This window comes from Herbidospora cretacea (assembly GCF_001570605.1).
Classification (GTDB): domain Bacteria; phylum Actinomycetota; class Actinomycetes; order Streptosporangiales; family Streptosporangiaceae; genus Herbidospora; species Herbidospora cretacea.
In genome coordinates this window covers 226219-242019 of sequence record NZ_BBXG01000009.1, presented here as the reverse complement: position 1 = coordinate 242019, position 15801 = coordinate 226219, and the positions used below count along the sequence as shown (strand labels likewise).

At 71.4% G+C, this 15801-nt stretch carries 20 protein-coding genes; 11 read left to right on the top strand and 9 right to left on the bottom strand.

The genetic code is table 11. The features are described 5' to 3' along the window. Window positions 1-20 precede the first annotated feature (20 nt). Window positions 21-1151, top strand: a complete 1131-nt coding sequence (locus AW270_RS20235; RefSeq protein ID WP_245674783.1) for a cytochrome P450 — start codon at window positions 21-23, stop codon at window positions 1149-1151. Here AW270_RS20235 and AW270_RS20230 read toward each other — a convergent pair. Beyond that, complete coding sequence (locus AW270_RS20230; RefSeq protein ID WP_061296644.1) at window positions 1148-1474, bottom strand: hypothetical protein; 327 nt, start codon at window positions 1472-1474, stop codon at window positions 1148-1150. The two genes, AW270_RS20235 and AW270_RS20230, sit on opposite strands and share 4 nt — an antisense overlap. Beyond that, a complete protein-coding gene (locus AW270_RS20225; protein ID WP_063819279.1) occupies window positions 1471-1866 on the bottom strand; it encodes a hypothetical protein in 396 nt (131 codons plus the stop codon). The genes AW270_RS20230 and AW270_RS20225 overlap by 4 nt, the downstream gene beginning before the upstream one ends. Before the next feature lie 54 nt (window positions 1867-1920). Here AW270_RS20225 and rraA point away from each other — a divergent pair, with 54 nt between their 5' ends. Both rraA and AW270_RS20215 read left to right on the top strand, forming a co-directional pair. Further along, window positions 1921-2397, top strand: coding sequence for a ribonuclease E activity regulator RraA (rraA, locus tag AW270_RS20220; RefSeq protein ID WP_061296642.1), 477 nt, complete (start codon window positions 1921-1923; stop codon window positions 2395-2397). 83 nt (window positions 2398-2480) lie between these two features. Then, the gene (locus AW270_RS20215) at window positions 2481-2858 is read left to right on the top strand and encodes a DUF2255 family protein (protein WP_061296640.1); all 378 of its coding nucleotides are present in this window, start codon (window positions 2481-2483) and stop codon (window positions 2856-2858) included. On the opposite strand, the gene AW270_RS41320 is transcribed toward AW270_RS20215, so the two are convergent. Together AW270_RS41320 and AW270_RS20205 are read right to left on the bottom strand one after the other, a co-directional pair. Next, complete coding sequence (locus AW270_RS41320) at window positions 2855-4126, bottom strand: C40 family peptidase (protein ID WP_245674782.1); 1272 nt, start codon at window positions 4124-4126, stop codon at window positions 2855-2857. The two genes, AW270_RS20215 and AW270_RS41320, sit on opposite strands and share 4 nt — an antisense overlap. A 130-nt stretch (window positions 4127-4256) precedes the next feature. Next, window positions 4257-4733 carry a MarR family winged helix-turn-helix transcriptional regulator gene (locus tag AW270_RS20205; protein ID WP_061296636.1) on the bottom strand — a complete coding sequence of 159 codons (477 nt, stop codon included), beginning with the start codon at window positions 4731-4733 and terminating at the stop codon, window positions 4257-4259. Between the two features lie 77 nt (window positions 4734-4810). On the opposite strand from AW270_RS20205, the gene AW270_RS20200 reads away from it, so the two are divergent. Beyond that, entirely contained in the window at window positions 4811-5185 is a 375-nt protein-coding gene (locus AW270_RS20200) for a DoxX family protein (RefSeq protein WP_061296634.1), read from the top strand. Here the strand turns inward: AW270_RS20200 and AW270_RS20195 are convergent. Further along, window positions 5173-5793: a phosphatase PAP2 family protein gene (locus tag AW270_RS20195; RefSeq protein WP_082801690.1), complete on the bottom strand. Its 621-nt coding sequence runs from the start codon at window positions 5791-5793 to the stop codon at window positions 5173-5175. The two genes, AW270_RS20200 and AW270_RS20195, sit on opposite strands and share 13 nt — an antisense overlap. 90 nt (window positions 5794-5883) lie before the next feature. On the opposite strand from AW270_RS20195, the gene AW270_RS20190 reads away from it, so the two are divergent. Further along, window positions 5884-7110 carry a sensor histidine kinase gene (locus AW270_RS20190; RefSeq protein WP_061296629.1) on the top strand — a complete coding sequence of 409 codons (1227 nt, stop codon included), beginning with the start codon at window positions 5884-5886 and terminating at the stop codon, window positions 7108-7110. On the opposite strand, the gene AW270_RS20185 is transcribed toward AW270_RS20190, so the two are convergent. Both AW270_RS20185 and AW270_RS20180 read right to left on the bottom strand, forming a co-directional pair. After that, a complete protein-coding gene (locus tag AW270_RS20185; protein WP_061296627.1) occupies window positions 7096-7473 on the bottom strand; it encodes an SgcJ/EcaC family oxidoreductase in 378 nt (125 codons plus the stop codon). The genes AW270_RS20190 and AW270_RS20185 overlap by 15 nt on opposite strands. Next, window positions 7470-8177, bottom strand: coding sequence for an SDR family NAD(P)-dependent oxidoreductase (locus AW270_RS20180; protein ID WP_061296625.1), 708 nt, complete (start codon window positions 8175-8177; stop codon window positions 7470-7472). The genes AW270_RS20185 and AW270_RS20180 overlap by 4 nt, the downstream gene beginning before the upstream one ends. A gap of 71 nt (window positions 8178-8248) precedes the next feature. Here AW270_RS20180 and AW270_RS20175 point away from each other — a divergent pair, with 71 nt between their 5' ends. Next, a complete protein-coding gene (locus AW270_RS20175; RefSeq protein WP_061296622.1) occupies window positions 8249-8887 on the top strand; it encodes a TetR/AcrR family transcriptional regulator in 639 nt (212 codons plus the stop codon). Here AW270_RS20175 and AW270_RS20170 read toward each other — a convergent pair. Beyond that, window positions 8847-9530 carry a response regulator transcription factor gene (locus tag AW270_RS20170; RefSeq protein ID WP_061296619.1) on the bottom strand — a complete coding sequence of 228 codons (684 nt, stop codon included), beginning with the start codon at window positions 9528-9530 and terminating at the stop codon, window positions 8847-8849. The genes AW270_RS20175 and AW270_RS20170 overlap by 41 nt on opposite strands. A gap of 82 nt (window positions 9531-9612) precedes the next feature. Between AW270_RS20170 and AW270_RS20165 the strand changes: the two genes are divergently transcribed. Genes AW270_RS20165 through AW270_RS20155 form a run of 3 tightly spaced genes read left to right on the top strand, consistent with a single transcriptional unit; the run spans window position 9613 to window position 12447 of the window. Continuing rightward, complete coding sequence (locus AW270_RS20165) at window positions 9613-10629, top strand: sensor histidine kinase (protein ID WP_061296616.1); 1017 nt, start codon at window positions 9613-9615, stop codon at window positions 10627-10629. Then, window positions 10626-11294: a response regulator gene (locus AW270_RS20160; protein WP_061296614.1), complete on the top strand. Its 669-nt coding sequence runs from the start codon at window positions 10626-10628 to the stop codon at window positions 11292-11294. The genes AW270_RS20165 and AW270_RS20160 overlap by 4 nt, the downstream gene beginning before the upstream one ends. Window positions 11295-11304: 10 nt before the next feature. Continuing rightward, window positions 11305-12447: an alpha/beta hydrolase gene (locus AW270_RS20155; RefSeq protein WP_082801689.1), complete on the top strand. Its 1143-nt coding sequence runs from the start codon at window positions 11305-11307 to the stop codon at window positions 12445-12447. A gap of 76 nt (window positions 12448-12523) precedes the next feature. Here AW270_RS20155 and AW270_RS20150 read toward each other — a convergent pair whose 3' ends face one another. Then, window positions 12524-13285: a hypothetical protein gene (locus AW270_RS20150; RefSeq protein WP_061296609.1), complete on the bottom strand. Its 762-nt coding sequence runs from the start codon at window positions 13283-13285 to the stop codon at window positions 12524-12526. A 168-nt stretch (window positions 13286-13453) separates the two neighbouring features. Here AW270_RS20150 and AW270_RS20145 point away from each other — a divergent pair, with 168 nt between their 5' ends. Continuing rightward, window positions 13454-14767 (top strand): MBOAT family O-acyltransferase, encoded by a 1314-nt coding sequence (locus AW270_RS20145; RefSeq protein ID WP_245674781.1) that lies wholly within the window; start codon window positions 13454-13456, stop codon window positions 14765-14767. A 10-nt stretch (window positions 14768-14777) separates the two neighbouring features. Then, window positions 14778-15749, top strand: coding sequence for an alginate O-acetyltransferase AlgX-related protein (locus AW270_RS20140; RefSeq protein ID WP_061296605.1), 972 nt, complete (start codon window positions 14778-14780; stop codon window positions 15747-15749). The last annotated feature ends 52 nt before the right edge of the window (window positions 15750-15801 follow it).

Sequence of the window (15801 nt, the reverse complement as noted above, 5' to 3'; positions counted from 1 at the left end):
TCGGAATGCTTGGAGCATACGTGTACGAGATCGACCTCGCCGCCACCATGGCCGACCCCTTCGGCGTGTACGGTCAGGCCAGGGAGGCCGGGCCGGTCGCCCTCCTGCGGATGCCGGGTGGCCTTGAGTGGATGGTGGTCACGCGCTACGACGACGTCCGCGCGACGCTCAGCGACCCCCGGCTGGAGATCCGGGCAGAGAGTTTCATGCGTCCTGACGTGCCGGAAGACTGCCTTCCGTACATGCGGACCATGTCGGAGATGAACGGCGCCGAGCACGCCCGCCTCCGCAGGGCCGCCGCCCCCGCCTTCACCCCGCGCCGGGCCGAGGCGTTCCGGGCCAGGATCACCGCGATCGTCACCGGCCTCCTCGACCCCCTGAGCGGCGAGACCGACCTGATCCCCGCCTTCACCCGCCCGCTTCCCATGGACGTGATCTGCGCGCTCGTCGGCGTGCCGGAGGAGGACCGCGAGACCTGGCGCGCCCACGGCGCGACGGTGGCGGGCGGCGGCGGGGCCGACTTCGCGGCGGCGGTCCCGGGCATCATCGCCGGCGCCAAGGCGGCGGTGGCCCGGCGGCGCGCGGAACCCGGCGACGACCTGCTGACCGACCTGGTGGCCTCGGAACTGACCGACGAGGAACTCGTCACCATGGTCTGGCACCTGGTCATGGCCGGTCAGACCCCGACGAACCTGATCGCCAACGCGGCGCTGGCCCTGATGACCCACCCCGAGCAGCTCGCCCTGCTCCGCGAGCGGCCGGAACTGATGCCGCGCGCGGTCGAGGAGCTGATCCGGTTCTGCGGCCCGACGATGCTCTCCATCCCCCGCTACGCCCGGGAGGACCTGGACCTGTGCGGCGTCGAGATCCCGGCCGGGACGGCGGTGACCTGCGCGATCGTCGGCGCCAACCGCGACCCGAGGGTGTTCGACGACCCCGGGTCCCTCGACGTCAGCCGCGACCGCGCCCCGCATCTCGGCTTCGCCCACGGCCCGCACTTCTGCGTCGGCGCGTCGATCGCCCGGGTGACGACGCAGGTCGCGCTGACCGAACTGCTCCAGCGCGACCCGCGTCCGGCCGCCGACCCGGCGACCCTCCGCGCCCCCGACCCGGGCACCTACCGCCTGACGGCGCTGCCGGTCCGGCTCTAGCGTCTGCGTTTTCCGCCGATGACGATGATCTTCTGCCGGCCGTCGGCGAAGTTGGAGGCGACCGAGGCGTTGACGCTGTTGGCCGATCCGTTCACGTTGGAGAAGTTGCCGCTGTTCACGCCGTTCTTGCGATTGCGGTAATTGCCGCTGTTGTAGCTGTTGCCGGTGTTGGTGATGCCACCGCGGTCCTTGCTGACGTTGGTGATGGCGGCCGAGGTGCCCCCCGGCCCGGGGCCGCCCCTGAACACGGGGCCGGCCACGAGCGCGGGGCCGCCCCCGCTCATCAGGACCGGGACGATGGCCAGCGCCGCGACGATCATCATCGGAACCGCTCCCCGATCGCGGTCTTCTGACGCCCGTTGGCGAGATTGCCGCTGCTGGTCGAGTTGTTGCTGTTGGTGGCCCCGTTGGCGTTGGAGAAGTTCCCGCTGTTCACCGGGTTCCCCGAATTGTGGTAATTCCCGCTGTCCACGGAGTTCCCGCTCGCGATGGCGCCGTTGACGCAGAGCGTCGGCGAGTTGTCGGCCGACGAGTTGTAGCTGATCAGCCGGTTGCCGCAGACCAGGCTCGGCACCAGCCCGACCACGGTGCCGAGGTCGGCCCCGACGAGCCCCCCGAGCAGCGACCCCTTCGGGTCGGCGTGGGCCGCGGGCGCGCCGAACGCCACCCCACCGGCGGCCACCAGGGCCACGACAGCCCGTACCAAGAACCTCATGGTCCGCGACCCTAGTGAGTGGACCGCCACCCGGAGTGACGGCATGCGAGGATCATGCACATGTCCACCGCCGATCTTTACGACGAGCATGGCGAGGCCCTGCAGTCGTGCAGCCTCCAGTTCCGTCAGTACGGCTCCCGCCGCGCCTTCCACGGTCTCGTCACCACGGTCCGCTGCCACGAGGACAACGTGCTGCTCAAGTCGGTCCTTGCGGAGCCCGGCCACGGCCGGGTCCTGGTCGTCGACGGCGGCGGCTCCCTGGAGGCCGCGCTGATGGGCGACGTGATCGCGGGCACGGCCGTCGCCAACGGCTGGGAGGGCGTGGTGATCAACGGCGCCGTCCGCGATGTGGCGGCGCTGTCCGCCCTCGATCTCGGCATCAAGGCCCTCGGGAGCAACCCCCGCAAGAGCCACAAACACGGCCTCGGCACCCGTGACGTCGCCCTGATCATCGGCGGCGCCCTGTTCCACCCCGGCGCGACGATGTACAGCGACGACGACGGCATCCTGGTGACCACCCGAGGCGGCTGACCTCGGGAACGGCGAGCCTCCGGTCGCCCGCCCCCTCCCGATCGGACGATGGCGGCAGGGACAACCGGCACGGAGGAATCATCATGGCTACCTGGACCAACGACGAACTCGTCGCGATCGGCGAGGCCGCGGAGTTGGAGATCGCGCCCCGGCTCGTCGACGGCACCCTCATCAAGCCGGTCACCATCTGGGTCGTCCGCCACAACGACGACCTGTTCGTCCGCTCCTACCGGGGCGAGGACAGCCACTGGTTCACCGTCTCCCAGATCGCCGGCGAGGGTCAGATCACCGCGGGCGGGGTGCGGAAGGAGGTGCGGTTCGTCCGCGAGCACGACTCGCCGACCAACGACGCCGTCGACCTTGCCTACCGGATGAAATACCGCGACCAGGACACCGCCTACGTCGACCCGTTGGTCGCCTCACCGGCGAAGGAGACCACGCTCAAGCTCGTTCCGCGTTAGCTCACCCGGTAGAAGCCCGGCAGGCGGCCCCGGCTCACGTCGATCGGGTCCTCGCGGATGACCGTGCCGGTGCGGAGCGCGTTGATGATCCTGCCGTTGCCGACGTAGACCGCCACGTGGCGGGTGTCCGAAGTGCTGTTGCCGTAGAAGACCAGGTCGCCGGGGCGGCCCGTGGTCGCCTTGGTCAGCTTTCTGAGCTGGCCGTTGGTGTTCTCGCCGCCCAGGACGTCGCGGCCGTAGGCCAGGTGGTAGACCCAGCGGGCGAAGCCCGAGCAGTCGACGCCGTAGGTCACGTTGGCGCGGCACGGCTGGGGGCCGGTGTACCAGTTGCAGGTGCCGAACGACGGGCCGGGGGCCGAGCCGTGGCCGCCGCCCCAGGCGTAGGGGACCGGGCCGCCGGTCCAGCCGGGCACCACCTGGCCGTCCTTGATCGCTCTGGCGATCTTGACGATCTCCGAGCCGGGGGCCGGTTCGGTGGGCTCGCAGGCGTCGGAGGTCGTGACGGCGTTGCCCATGAAGCCGTCGGTGCCGAAGGTGAAGACCGCGCCGTCGCCGGCGGCGAGGGTGTAGCCGCCGGGGGTCGCGGCGGTCACGCCGATGACCGGCCTGGCCAGCCGGAGGTTGGCCGCCGAGCCGTGGAAGGTGGCCCCGGCCAGGGCGAACACCGCGCCGTCCGCGCCGGCCAGCACCAGGCCGGGACCCAGCGCGGTCGCCGAGACGATGGGGGCCCTCAGGTCGACGGGCGTGCCGGAGACGGCCTTCGCGTCTCCGTAGCCGCGGATCGAGCCGTCGGCGCCGACGAGCCAGTAGCCCTTTCCGGTGGACGTCGCCACGATGTCGACGACCGCTCGCTTGCGGGCCGTGAGAGTGCCGTCGGGGGCGATCACGGTGCCGTCGGCGGTGGTCAGCCAGAGTCCGGTCTCGGTGCGGGTCGCGCCGACCACGGGTGAGGCCAGCTTGAGCGGGGTCTCGCGGGAGGCCGTGGCGTCGCCGTACCCCCGGAAGGAGCCGTCGGCGGCGACGAGCCAGTAGCCGTTGCCGGACGCGGTCGCCTCGATGGCGGCGACCGGCTTGCCGGGAGAGCCGAAGAGCTTGGCGGTGCCGTAGGCGTGGACGCGGCCGTCCTTGCCGGCCAGCCAGTATCCGCCGTCGAGCGAGGCGATCGCGGCGATCTCGCCGGGCGGGCACTCCTCCGGCGGTGCGGCGGCACGGGCCGGGACCGTCAGGAAGGCCAGGAACATCACACAGGCGAGCACGATCCTTCGCATGAAGCGGAGCATGCCGGGCCATCACCGGCCTTACGGGTCGCTAGTGACAATTGGCATCAAAGGGAACCCGATCGAGCCGTCCCCACGTCTGAGCCTGATCCCGCTTTTCCGTCTGTCTGAAACGGCCGGCTCACCCGGGGCAGGCGCCGCCGGGGTCGACGGCCTCGGTGATCCGGCGGCCGATGTCGCGCAACTGGCGGATCTGGGCCTTGGTGAGGGGGTCGATGACGCTCGCGCGCACGGTCGCCACGTGGCCGGGGGCCGTCGCGACGACCTTCTCCCAGCCGTCGTCGGTCAGCACCGCCAGCGTGTAGCGGCCGTCGCCGGGATCGGCGCAGCGGCGCACCCAGCCGCGCTTCTCCAGGCGGCTGACCACGTGGGAGAGCCGCGAGAGCGAGCCGTCGGCGAGCTGGGCGAGCTCGCTCATCCGGATGGTGCGGTCGGGGCTCATCGACAGGCCGGCGAGCACCTGGTATTCGAAGTGGCTGATCCCGGCGTCGCGCTGGAGCTGGCCGTCGAGGGCCTGCGGGAGCTTGATCAGCATGCTGATCAGGGCGAGCCAGGCCTCCATCTCCTCGTCGGTGAGCCATCGCGGCTGGTCGTCCATGGGGGTTACTTTACTTGACGCTTCAAGTGATCGGGGGCTAGGTTGCGGTTGAATCTTCAAGTCACAAAGGAACCCCCATGAACATAGTCCTCTGGGTCGTCGCGGCCCTCCTCGCCCTCGCCTTCATCGGCGCGGGGGCGATGAAGATCGGCCGGCCCAAGGAAGAGCTGGCCAAATCGGGTCTCGCCTGGACCGAGGACTTCTCGGCCGCCCAGGTCAAGGCCATCGGCGCGATCGAGGGGCTGGGGGGCCTGGGACTGGTCGTGCCGGGGGTGACCGGGATCGCGCCGATCCTCGTTCCGATCGCGGCGACCGGGCTGGCCGTCGCCATGGCAGGCGCGGTGCTCGTCCACGTGCGGCGCAGGGAACTGCCGATGGCGATCCCGGCGATCGTGCTGCTGGTGCTGTCGGCGTTCGTGGCGTGGGGACGTTTCGGGCCCTACCCGCTGTAGGACGGCAGGGCTCTGCGGGACGCCCTCGGATCGTGGTGAGCCCCGCCCGCGAGCACCAGGATCGACGTCGCCGCGACCACGATGATCGAGGCGAGCACGTCGGTCGGATAGTGCACCCCGAGGTAGACGCGGGCGAACATCTGGCCCGCCACGAGCACCACGCCCACCGCGATCACCCAGCCGCGCCGGACCAGCACCCAGACGGCGACCGCGACGGCGGCGGTCAGGCAGACGTGCCCCGACGGGAAACTCGTCTCGCCCGTCAGGCCCAGCATCGAGCCGGAGCCCGGCGGCCGGGGCCGGTGCACCAGGACCTTGAACACCGCCCCGGCGCCCCACCCGGCGAGCACCACCAGGAGCGCCCTCACCGCCTCGGGGGTCCGCACGACCAGGGCGAACAGCGCCAGGCACACCGAGATGACGACACCCGCCTCGGTGCCGAACCCGAGGTTCAGCAGCAGCGCGACCGCCGTCAGGACGGGGTTTCTTCCGTCCTGTACGACCTGACCCACCGCCAGATCGGCGGACGTCCAGCCGGGGGTCTCGGCGGTGAACCCCAGCACCGTCACGAGAACCAGCAGGGGCAGCCCCGCCACAAGCCTGATCACTCTTTCACGCTAAGGACTGCCTGGTCAGCGCCCGATGAGGGTTGGGTTAACCCTGCGTTCACCTTGAGAAACAGCTGGGACGATACCGACATGACGCCCGAAGGGACCCCACTCCGGCAGCGCGCCCTGGCCGCGATCCTCGGCGTGACCGCCCTCGCGGTGGTGCTGTTCGCGGTGCCGCTCGCGGTGCTGATCAGCGACCGCTACCACGACCGGACCGCCTCCGAGCTGGCCCGCAACGCCTACCGCCACGCCGCCGTCCTCCGCGACGACCCGGCCGCCGCGCCCCGGCCGGACGACGACGACGTCGTCATCGGCGTCTACACCACCGACGGAAGGCTCAAGGCCGGCGTGGGCCCCGCGACCTCCTCGCTCGCCGCCCGCACCCGCGACGGCCTGCCCCACCAGGGCGAGGAGGGAACCGACTACGCCGCGGCGGCGCCGATCCCGTCAGGCACGGGCGTGGTCAGGGTGGCCACCCCCTACGAGGAGATCACCGAGGAGGTGTACGAGGCCTGGCAGCTCATCGCCATCCTCGCGGTGGCCGCGCTCGGCGTCGGCGCGGCCGTGGCGATCTACCTGTCCCGGCGGCTGGCGATCCCCCTCGAACGCCTGACGGGCGCCGCGCAGGCGCTGGGCGACGGCGATTTCACCGTACGGGCCCCCAGATCAGGTGTCCTGGAGGTCGACCAGGCGGGTGAGGCCCTCGCGGCCACCGCCGGGCGGCTCGGGGAGGTGCTGGCCCGGGAGAGGGCGTTCAGCGGCGAGGTGTCCCACCAGCTCAGGACCGGGGTGACCGGCCTGATGCTGGGCCTGGAGTCGGCCCTCGACCGGCCGTCGCCGGAGAAGATCGCCAGCGCGCTGTCCCGGGCGGAGCGGCTGCGGACCGTCATCGAGGACCTGGTGACCCTGTCCCGCGACACCGGCCACGCCCCGCTCGACCTGCCGGTCCTGCTCGCGGAGATCCGCGCCGACTGGGACGAGGTGACCATCCGCGTCGACGACGACCTCCCGGAGGTGACCGCCTCGACGGCGGCGGTCCGCCAGATCCTCCTGGTGCTGCTCGACAACGCCCGGCGGCACGGAGCGGGCGAGGTCGCGCTGACCGTCGCCGACGTGGGCGCGGGCATCGCCATCGAGGTCTCCGACCAGGGCGAGGGCGTCCGCGAGGGCCACGACGTCTTCGGCCGCATCCCCCGCGACGGCCACGGCATCGGCCTGGGCCTGGCCCGGTCGCTGGCGGAGGCGGAGGGCGGCCGGCTGGTCCTGCGCCGCGACCGCCCGCCGATCTTCAGCCTCCTGCTACCGAGCCGCTGACCCCTCGCGCTTCAGGGTGACGTGGTAGTGACCCACGAGCCACCGGTCGCCGGCGCGTTCGAGGACCATCGTCACGTGCCCGGTCAGGCGGTCGCCGCCCGCGAAGGTGAACGCGACGGCGGCGTAACCGGTGATCACGTCGGGCGACGACGGGCGCGCGTCGACGATCTCGTAGTCGACGCGCAGGCCCGGGGGCTGGCCGTCGTAGTAGGCGACCACCGCCGCACGCCCCCGGGACGGCTCGGGCCGGGCGCCCTGGAACAGCGCGTCCTCGGCGAACACCGTCCCGACCTCTTCGGGGTCGTGGGCGTCGATGCCGTGCTTCCACACGGCCAGGACCTCGGCGAAGATCGTCTCGCTCATCGGCCCGCGCTCTGTCCGCCGTCGATGTGCAGCCACTCGCCGGTGACCAGCGGGGCCTGCTCCAGGTAGAGCACGCCGTGGGCGACGTCCTCGACGGTCCCGGCCTTCTTCAGCGGGTGGAACTCGGCGAGCTGCTCGGGGGTCGCGCCGCCCTGGAGCGGGGTGTCGATCAGGCCGGGCGAGACGGCGTTGACCCGGATGCCGCGGTCGGCGTACTCGATGGCCAGGGACTTGGTGGCCGCCGCGATGCCTCCCTTGCTCAGCGAGGCGAGCACCGACGGGACGTCGGAGCGGGCCGACTCGACGAGCGTCGTGGTGATGCTGACGATGTGGCCGCCGCCCTGCCGCACCATCGGCTCGACGACCCGCTGCGTCAGGTGGAAGAAGCCGCCGACGTTGGTGTTCATCACCGTGGCGTAGTCGTCGGGCGTGTAGTCGGTGAACGGCTTGGCGACGAAGACGCCCGCGTTGTTGACCAGCGTGTCGATCCGGCCGAACCGGTCGAGCGCGGTCGCGACGATCTCCGTCGCGGTGGCGGGGTCGGCGACGTCGCCGGCCACGGTGACCACTCCGGGGTCGTCGCTGCTCCGGATGGATCGGGAGTTCGCCACCACGGCGAATCCGATCTTGCGGTAGGCGGTCACCAGGGCCGCCCCGATGCCCTGGGATGCGCCGGTGATGACGGCGGCGCGCTGATCTGACATGTCTCGCTCCTAGTAGACGGTCGGTCAACTATTTCTATCAGTTCTAGCCGACCGGTCGTATACTCGCAACCATGGGACGCACGTCAGACGCTCGAGAGCGGATCATCACCGCCGCCACCGAACTGTTCTCCCTGCGCTCCTACGGTTCCATCGGAGTCGCGGAGATCTGCGCCAAGGCGGGCACGCCGAAGGGCAGTTTTTACCATTTCTTCGAGTCGAAGCAGGCCCTCGCGCTGGAGATCATCGACCTCCAGTGGGGTTCGCAGCGCGGCCACTGGCAGCGGGTGCTCGACGGCGAGGGGCCGCTGGCCGGGCGGCTCAAAGAGCTGTTCGCCTTCACGGTGGAGATCCAGAAGTTCTCGCTGAACGAGTCGGGCGTGGTCTGCGGCTGCCTGTTCGGCAACCTGAGCCTTGAGCTGAGCTCGGGCGACGACCCAATGAGAGAACGGCTCCGGGTGATCTTCGACGAGCAGGCCGAGATGATCCGCCGTTCCATCGAGGCGGCCCAGGCGCTCGGCGAGGTGCCCGCCATCGACGCGCCGGGCGCGGCGAAGTCGATCGTGGCCCAGATCGAGGGCATGGTCATGCTGGCCAAACTCTTCAACGACCCGGGTCAGCTCGACCAGCTCTGGGCCAGCAGCCTGCGCCTGCTCCAGGTCGGCGAGGCGGTCAGGCCTCCATCCGGTAGCCGCGCCCCCGCACCGTCGTGATGCGGGGGGCCTTGCCGCCGGGCTCCTCCAGCTTCCGGCGCAGCGCGAACACGTGCACGTCGAGCGTCTTGGTCGAGCCGAACCAGTGTTCGTCCCACACGCGGTCCATCAGCTCCTCGCGGGTCACGACCTCGCCCGGCTGCCCGGCCAGGACCGCCAGCAGGTCGAACTCCTTGGGCCGGAGCGAGAGCTCGACGCCGTCGAGGTAGGCACGCCGGGCCGCGACGTCGAGCCGCAGGCCGCCGACCGTCAGCGCGCGCCCGGGGGCGACCACGGCCTGGCGGCGCAGGTGGGCCCGCAGCCGGGCCATCAGCTCGGCCAGCCGGAAGGGCTTGGTCAGATAGTCGTCGGCCCCCGCGTCGAGGGCGACCACCACGTCGAGCTCCTCGGTCCGGGCGGTCAGCACGACGATCACCGCCTCGGGCGCGGCCAGCCGCAGCTTGCGGCACACCACCACCCCGTCGAGGTCGGGCAGCCCGAGGTCGAGCAGCACCAGGTCGGGCGCCTCCTCCTCGACCGCCCGGAGGGCGGCGCGCCCGTCGACGGCCAGGGTCGGGGCGTACCCGTTGACGCCGAGGGCCTCGGTGAGCTCGGCCCCGATCGCCGGGTCGTCCTCGACGACGAGCACCTTCGTTCCTGCCATCCGCTCATCCTCCCGCACCGGCCTCCCGGCCCCTACCTGAGAGTGACGCGGACCAGGGGCCCCGGTTCCTACCGTGGGAGCCATGACGTTCCGACTGCTCCTCAGGGCCCTGGTCGTGGTGGCCGCGGCGCTCCTGGCGATGACGGGCGACGACCAGTTCGCCCAGGTCACGGCTATCGTGCACGCCGCGATGCTGGTGGCGGCGCTGTGGTGGCCGGTCCCGGCCTGGGCGGCGTCGACCGCGCTGCTGACCGGGGTGCACCTGGTCCACCCGCCGACCGCCACCGACGCCGTGTACGGCTGGACCGTCCAGGCCGGGATCGTCCTGCTGCTGGCCCTGCGGGAGACGCCGCGTACGACGGCCGCGTTCACGCTGGTCGGCGCGCTGCCGGCGGTCTTCGGCGGGCCGGTCGCGGTGGCCGCCGTCGCCGGGGCCGGGGCGGCCGGGTGGCTGGTCCACAGCCGCCAGGAGGCGCGTGACCGGCTGGCCGGGCAGCTCGCCGAGAACGCCGTCCTCGAAGAGCGGGCCAGGATCGCCCGCGAGCTCCACGACGTGGTCGCCCACCACATGTCGGTGATCTCGATCCAGGCCGACGCCGGCCCCTACCGGGTGAGCGATCCGCCGCCGGAGCTGACCGAGGCGTTCGCCACGATCCGGGCGACCGCTCTGGAGGGTCTGGCCGAGCTGCGGCGGCTGCTCGGCGTGCTCCGCGCCGACCCCTCGACCGCGCCGCAGCCGTCGCTGGCCGATCTCGACCGGCTGGTGGAGGGCGCGGACACCTCCGGCGACCTGGGCAGCCTGCCGCCCGGGGTCAGCCTGAACGCGTACCGGATCGTCCAGGAGGCGGTCACCAACGCGATGCGGCACGCCCCCGGCGCGACCGTCGGCGTGCGGGTCGCCCTCGACGGCGGCGAGCTCCGGATCGACGTCACCAACACCGCGCCCGGCGGGCCGCCCGCGCCCTCGCCCGGAGCGGGGCACGGCATCCTGGGCATGCGGGAACGCGCCGCCATGCTGGGCGGCACCCTCACCACCGGACCCACCGGCGACGGCGGCTGGGCCGTCCGCGCCGTGCTGCCCGTCTCGGAGACGTCATGACCATCCGCGTGCTCATCGCCGACGACCAGGCCATGGTCCGGGAGGGCTTCTCGATCCTGCTCGGCGTCCAGCCGGGGATCGAGGTCGTCGGCACGGCCGTCGACGGCGCCGACGCCGTCGCGAAGGCGGCCGGGCTCTCCCCCGACGTGATCGTGATGGACGTCCGGATGCCGGAGATGAACGGTATCGAGGCCACCCGGGAGATCACCCGCACCCGCCCGGCCCGGGTGCTCATCCTCACCACCTTCGACCTCGACGAATACGTCTACGAGGCGCTCCGCGCCGGGGCGAGCGGGTTCCTGCTGAAGGACGCCTCCGGCGGTCAGCTCGCCGAGGCGATCAGGGTCGTCGCCGCCGGTGACGCGCTGCTCGCCCCCGGGGTGACCCGCCGCCTGATCACCCGGTTCGCCCGCCAGGGCGGCCCGCTTCTCCCCGGCGTCACCGAGCGGATCGCCGGGCTGACCGAACGGGAGACCGAGGTGCTGGTCCTGGTCGCCCAGGGCCTGTCGAACGCCGAGATCGCCACCGCCATCCACGTGGCCGAGCAGACCGTGAAGTCACACGTCGGCCGCATCCTGTCCAAGCTCCACCTGCGCGACCGCACCCAAGCGGCCGTCTTCGCCTACGAGACCGGCCTGGTCACCCCCGGCCGGCTGACCTTCTGAGGAACCCCTGATGACAAGAGTTCTCTTCGCCGTGCCCAAAATCCTGCTCGCCCTGCTGGCCTCGTTGCTCGCCTTCGTGGCCGGGGCGCTGGTCCTGGGGGCGTACGTCCCGGCGATCCCGAAGGCCGGGATCATCGGCCCGGTCCTGACCGGCCAGTATCCCCTGCACGTCGCCCTGATCGGGCTGGCCGGTCTGCTGCTGGGCCTGCTGGCCTGGCGCTTGGGACTGCGGCGGTGGGGCCGGGCGCTGACGGTGATCACCGCCGTGTCGACGGCGGCGGCCGTCGTCGTCGCCGGGATCCAGGCCAAGGCGGCCTACGCCGCCGGGACCGACGTCCGGTGGACGGAGATGTTCACCGAGTTCGCCTACCCCGACGTGAAGCCCGACGTCACCGAGACGTTCGGCGGCGACCTCAAGGCCGACGTCTACCTGCCGCGCGGGGTCTCCCGGGCGCCGGCGATCGTGCTGGCCCACGCGGGCGGCTTCCAGACCTTCGACCGGAGCGACCTGCGCGGCACCGGCCGCTGGCTGGCCGACCACGGCGTGGCCGCCATCGCCGTCGACTACCGGCTGTCCGCCCCCGGCGCTCCCACCTGGGACAAGGCTCCGCAGGACTTCGTCTGCGCGCTGGCCTGGACCCGCGCCAACGCGGCCCGCTTCCGGCTCGACCCCGACCGGCTGTCGATGGGCGGCATGTCGGCCGGCGGCGGGCTGGCCCTGAACGCCGCCTACCGTCTGCGGGCCGGTGAGATCGGGTCGAGCTGCGGCGAGGCCCCGCCGCCCCCTGCCAGCGTGGTCGGCTTCTACCCCGTGACCGACGTGACCGCGATGTGGACCCGCAACGAGATGGGCAGCCGCCACGCCGCCGAGCAGTACACCGGCGGCACCCCCGCGCAGGTCCCCGGCCGCTACCGCGAGGTCTCCCCGACGAGCTTCGTGAGGCCCGGCCTCATGCCGACCCTGCTCGTCGTGGGCGACCGCGACCGCGGCGCCCGGCCGCAGGACGTCACCGCCTTCGCCCGCCTGCTCACCGAGAGCCGCGTCCCGGTGACCACCAGGATCCTGCCGTTCGCCGAGCACGCCCCCGACGACGCCTACGGCAGCCTGCCCGCCCAGCACAGCCGCCAGATCCTGCTGGACTTCCTTTCCTAGCCTTATTCATTTGGTTACCATACAAACTAAGGCTTCAGGCCCCGCCGCACGCTCCCCGGCGGGGCCACCCCCGGCGTCACTCGTCCGGCAGCAGATACCGCCACGACAGCACGTACACGCCCGTCTTCGTGGTGAAGATGGGCAGGCCGCCGTCCGGGACCGGGGGCGCGACCTTGATCAGGGCCGGGACCTCGGCGCCGGTCAGGTCGTGCTGCCAGACCGGGTCGATCTGGCCCGACGGCTCGGGCACGCCCGCCGGCCACGGCGTCCTCTTGCCCTCGGCGGTCGGCACCGACTCGGCGACCACCCGCACCCGGTCGGCGGTGTACTTCTCGTTCTTCTCCGTCGCCTTGGTCACCAGGCCGTCGAGCAGCTTCTTGGCGTCGACGAGCTCCTTCGGGTAGAAGTCGGCGACCTGGTCGAGCGCCTCAGCCTTCACCTCGATCAGCTTGCCGTCGGCCCCGGCCACGCCCAGCACGGTCGCCGGGATGTCGGTCACCATCGGCGCGCCCGGCTTCGGCGTGACGGTCGCGGGCTGACCGGTCAGATATTTGCGCAGGGCCTCGACGGTCTGGGTGACCTCGGCCTCGGAAAGATTCATCTTGTACGCCGCATCGGCGATCACCAGGCCGTCGCTGTAGACGACGACCCGGGGGGCGCGCAGCACGTTCATGCTCGCGGTGACGAACCCGCCTTCGGCCCGCAGGACCGCGACCGGGGTGGCCGGGGCCGCCGCGGCGGGCTGCTCCGGCTCGGCGGCGGTCGCCGTGGGTTCGCCGCCGCCACAGGCCGTGACCAGCGACAACAGGGCCACCAGCAGGGTGGTTCTCAGTCTCATGCCCCAGAGACGTAAGGCCGGGCACGGCGGTTCAGGAGGGTGCCGCGTGTCACAGGATCAGGGCTGATCGCGGACGGAACCGGGAAAATCGCTTATGCCGAGCACATCTGTTCTTTGGTGGAATGCCCGACGATGTCTTTTGCCTCGCCACTGTTTCTGTGGTTCTTCATGCCGGTCACCCTGGTGGCCTATTGGCTGCTGCCCCGATTACGCAACGGAATCGTCGCGGCGGCCAGCCTGGTTTTCTACGCGTGGGGGGCGGGGGCGTACACGCTGCTGCTGGTGTCGGCCATCGCGGTGAACCACGCGGCGGGGCGAATGCTCGACCGGATCGAGCGTCACCGCAAGGCCGTCGTGGTCGCGGCGATCACGTGGAACTTGTCCATTCTGGCCATCTGGAAGTATGCCGGATTCGCCACCGAGCAGATTCGCGCGCTCGGCCTGGAAGGCGTTCCCCTGGTCGAACTGGCGCTGCCGATCGGCATCTCGTTCTTCACCTTCCACCACATCTCTTACATCGTGGACGTCTACCGCCGCAGCACTCCGGCACAGACCAGCGTGGTCGGGTTCGTGACGTACATCGCGATGTTCCCGCAGCTCGTGGCGGGTCCGATCGTGCGCTATCACGAGATCTCGGGGCAACTGGAGAAGCCGGTGGAAGGCGGTCTGGCCGCCGGATTCCCCCGGTTCGCACTGGGCCTGGCCAAGAAGGTCGTCATCGCCGACTCGCTGGCGCCGATCGCCGACGCCGCTTTCGCGCCGGGCGCCGAGATGTCCACCGTGACGGCATGGGTAGGCGCGCTGGCGTACACGCTGCAGATTTATTTCGACTTCTCCGGATACTCGGACATGGCAATCGGCTTGGGTCTCATGATCGGTTTCCGGCTTCCGGAGAATTTCGACCGGCCTTATTCGGCCCGGTCGATAACCGATTTCTGGCGTCGATGGCACATGTCGCTGTCGCGGTGGTTCCGCGACTACGTCTACATCCCGCTCGGCGGAAATCGGGAGGGCCCGTGGAAGACCTATCGCAACCTGATGGCGATCTTCATTCTGTGCGGTCTGTGGCACGGCGCCGACTGGACCTTCCTCGTCTGGGGCCTCTACCACGGCCTGCTGCTGGTCGCCGAACGCCTGCTCGGCCCGCTGCGCAGTCGCGCCGTCACCCTCCTCCTGGTCGTCTTCGGCTGGGTGGTGTTCCGCGCCGAGAGCATGCCGGTCGCGTGGAACATGCTCGGCGCGATGGTGACGTGGCGGCCCGGCCCGCTCGACGAGTTCGTCGAACACGCCGCCAACCCGCAACGCCTCGCCGTCTTCGCGCTGGCACTGGTCATCGTGTTCCTGCCCGGCCGCCCGCTCGGCCTGCGGCTCGAAAGCGGCCCCCGCCCGCTGCGCGCGGCGGTGACCTGGGTGGCCGCCCCCTACACCGCGCTGCTGGTCGCCGCCGGCACGTTCAGCCCGTTCCTCTACTACCAGTTCTGAGGTGGACGCCATGCGGACCCGCCTGGCCGCGCTGCTCTTCTTCTTCGCCCCGGCGATGGCGTTCACGGTCGGCGTGCGCGCCGTGGAGATGGAGAACAAGCCGTTGCCGCCCGTCCCCGCCATCGGCGGGAACTGGGACGCCTGGGCCACCGCCCACATGCCGCTGCGCCAGCAGGCCGTCCGCGCCAACGTCTTCCTGACCGAGTCGCTCTTCGGCCACGCACCGGCCTACGGCCACGGCTACCCGAAGGTCATCGAGGGCGAGGACGACTGGCTCTACTTCGGCGACGACGTGACCGAGGCATGCCACCAGAGACGCCCGATCAGCGAGACGATCGACGCCCTGCGCCGGCTGGGCGAGCGGGTCGAGGCGGCCGGCAAACGCTTCGTCCTCACGGTCGCCCCCGACAAGACGACGATCTCCCCGCAGTGGCTCCCCGCCCGTTTCCCCGGCCGCCGGTGCCTCCTCGACCGCAAAGCCGAATTCTGGACCGCGCTCCAAGCCGCGAACCTCCCTGGGTACGTCGACCTGCGGACCCCGTTGGAGCAACTCCAGCGGGAGACGGGGAAACCCGCCTACTGGCGCACCGACAGCCACTGGACCGACCGCGCCGCCGCCCTCTACGCCGCCGAGGTGGCCCGCGCCCTCGACCCCGACCTGGCCGCCGAGACCGACCTCGTCTTCACCGGCCAGGCGCACCGCGAGGGCGACCTCGGCCCGCTGCTCGGCGCGCCCCGCGAGGAGCTGATCGACCGGTATGAGCTCGCCCGCGACGGCGCTCCCCGGTACGAGCCCAAGACCGTTCTGATCGGCGACTCGTTCACCCGCAACTCGATGCCCTGGCTGCGCCCCTACTTCGCGAACCTGACCTACCAGCGCAACGACGGCCCGGTGGAGTGGGACGACGCGGAGACGGTCATCGTCGAGATCGTCGAACGCCACCTGGTCGGCGGCAGCTCGGCCCTGCTCGATTCGGGCTGAACACTGGTCTCTGCCCGTCATCACAGGTCAGGGCCTCGCGGACACGGCCAAG

Bases quoted from the DNA above. Each gene is read 5' to 3' on its own strand.
- rraA (WP_061296642.1), top strand. From the start codon at position 1,921: ATGCACATGTCCACCGCCGATCTTTACGACGAGCATGGCGAGGCCCTG.
- AW270_RS20205 (WP_061296636.1), bottom strand. From the start codon at position 4,733: ATGGACGACCAGCCGCGATGGCTCACCGACGAGGAGATGGAGGCCTGG.
- AW270_RS41320 (WP_245674782.1), bottom strand. From the start codon at position 4,126: ATGCGAAGGATCGTGCTCGCCTGTGTGATGTTCCTGGCCTTCCTGACG.
- AW270_RS20180 (WP_061296625.1), bottom strand. From the start codon at position 8,177: ATGTCAGATCAGCGCGCCGCCGTCATCACCGGCGCATCCCAGGGCATC.
- AW270_RS20190 (WP_061296629.1), top strand. From the start codon at position 5,884: ATGACGCCCGAAGGGACCCCACTCCGGCAGCGCGCCCTGGCCGCGATC.
- AW270_RS20175 (WP_061296622.1), top strand. From the start codon at position 8,249: ATGGGACGCACGTCAGACGCTCGAGAGCGGATCATCACCGCCGCCACC.
- AW270_RS20200 (WP_061296634.1), top strand. From the start codon at position 4,811: ATGAACATAGTCCTCTGGGTCGTCGCGGCCCTCCTCGCCCTCGCCTTC.
- AW270_RS20150 (WP_061296609.1), bottom strand. From the start codon at position 13,285: ATGAGACTGAGAACCACCCTGCTGGTGGCCCTGTTGTCGCTGGTCACG.
- AW270_RS20155 (WP_082801689.1), top strand. From the start codon at position 11,305: ATGACAAGAGTTCTCTTCGCCGTGCCCAAAATCCTGCTCGCCCTGCTG.
- AW270_RS20170 (WP_061296619.1), bottom strand. From the start codon at position 9,530: ATGGCAGGAACGAAGGTGCTCGTCGTCGAGGACGACCCGGCGATCGGG.
- AW270_RS20225 (WP_063819279.1), bottom strand. From the start codon at position 1,866: ATGAGGTTCTTGGTACGGGCTGTCGTGGCCCTGGTGGCCGCCGGTGGG.
- AW270_RS20165 (WP_061296616.1), top strand. From the start codon at position 9,613: ATGACGTTCCGACTGCTCCTCAGGGCCCTGGTCGTGGTGGCCGCGGCG.
- AW270_RS20140 (WP_061296605.1), top strand. From the start codon at position 14,778: ATGCGGACCCGCCTGGCCGCGCTGCTCTTCTTCTTCGCCCCGGCGATG.
- AW270_RS20145 (WP_245674781.1), top strand. From the start codon at position 13,454: ATGCCGGTCACCCTGGTGGCCTATTGGCTGCTGCCCCGATTACGCAAC.
- AW270_RS20230 (WP_061296644.1), bottom strand. From the start codon at position 1,474: ATGATGATCGTCGCGGCGCTGGCCATCGTCCCGGTCCTGATGAGCGGG.
- AW270_RS20185 (WP_061296627.1), bottom strand. From the start codon at position 7,473: ATGAGCGAGACGATCTTCGCCGAGGTCCTGGCCGTGTGGAAGCACGGC.
- AW270_RS20215 (WP_061296640.1), top strand. From the start codon at position 2,481: ATGGCTACCTGGACCAACGACGAACTCGTCGCGATCGGCGAGGCCGCG.
- AW270_RS20160 (WP_061296614.1), top strand. From the start codon at position 10,626: ATGACCATCCGCGTGCTCATCGCCGACGACCAGGCCATGGTCCGGGAG.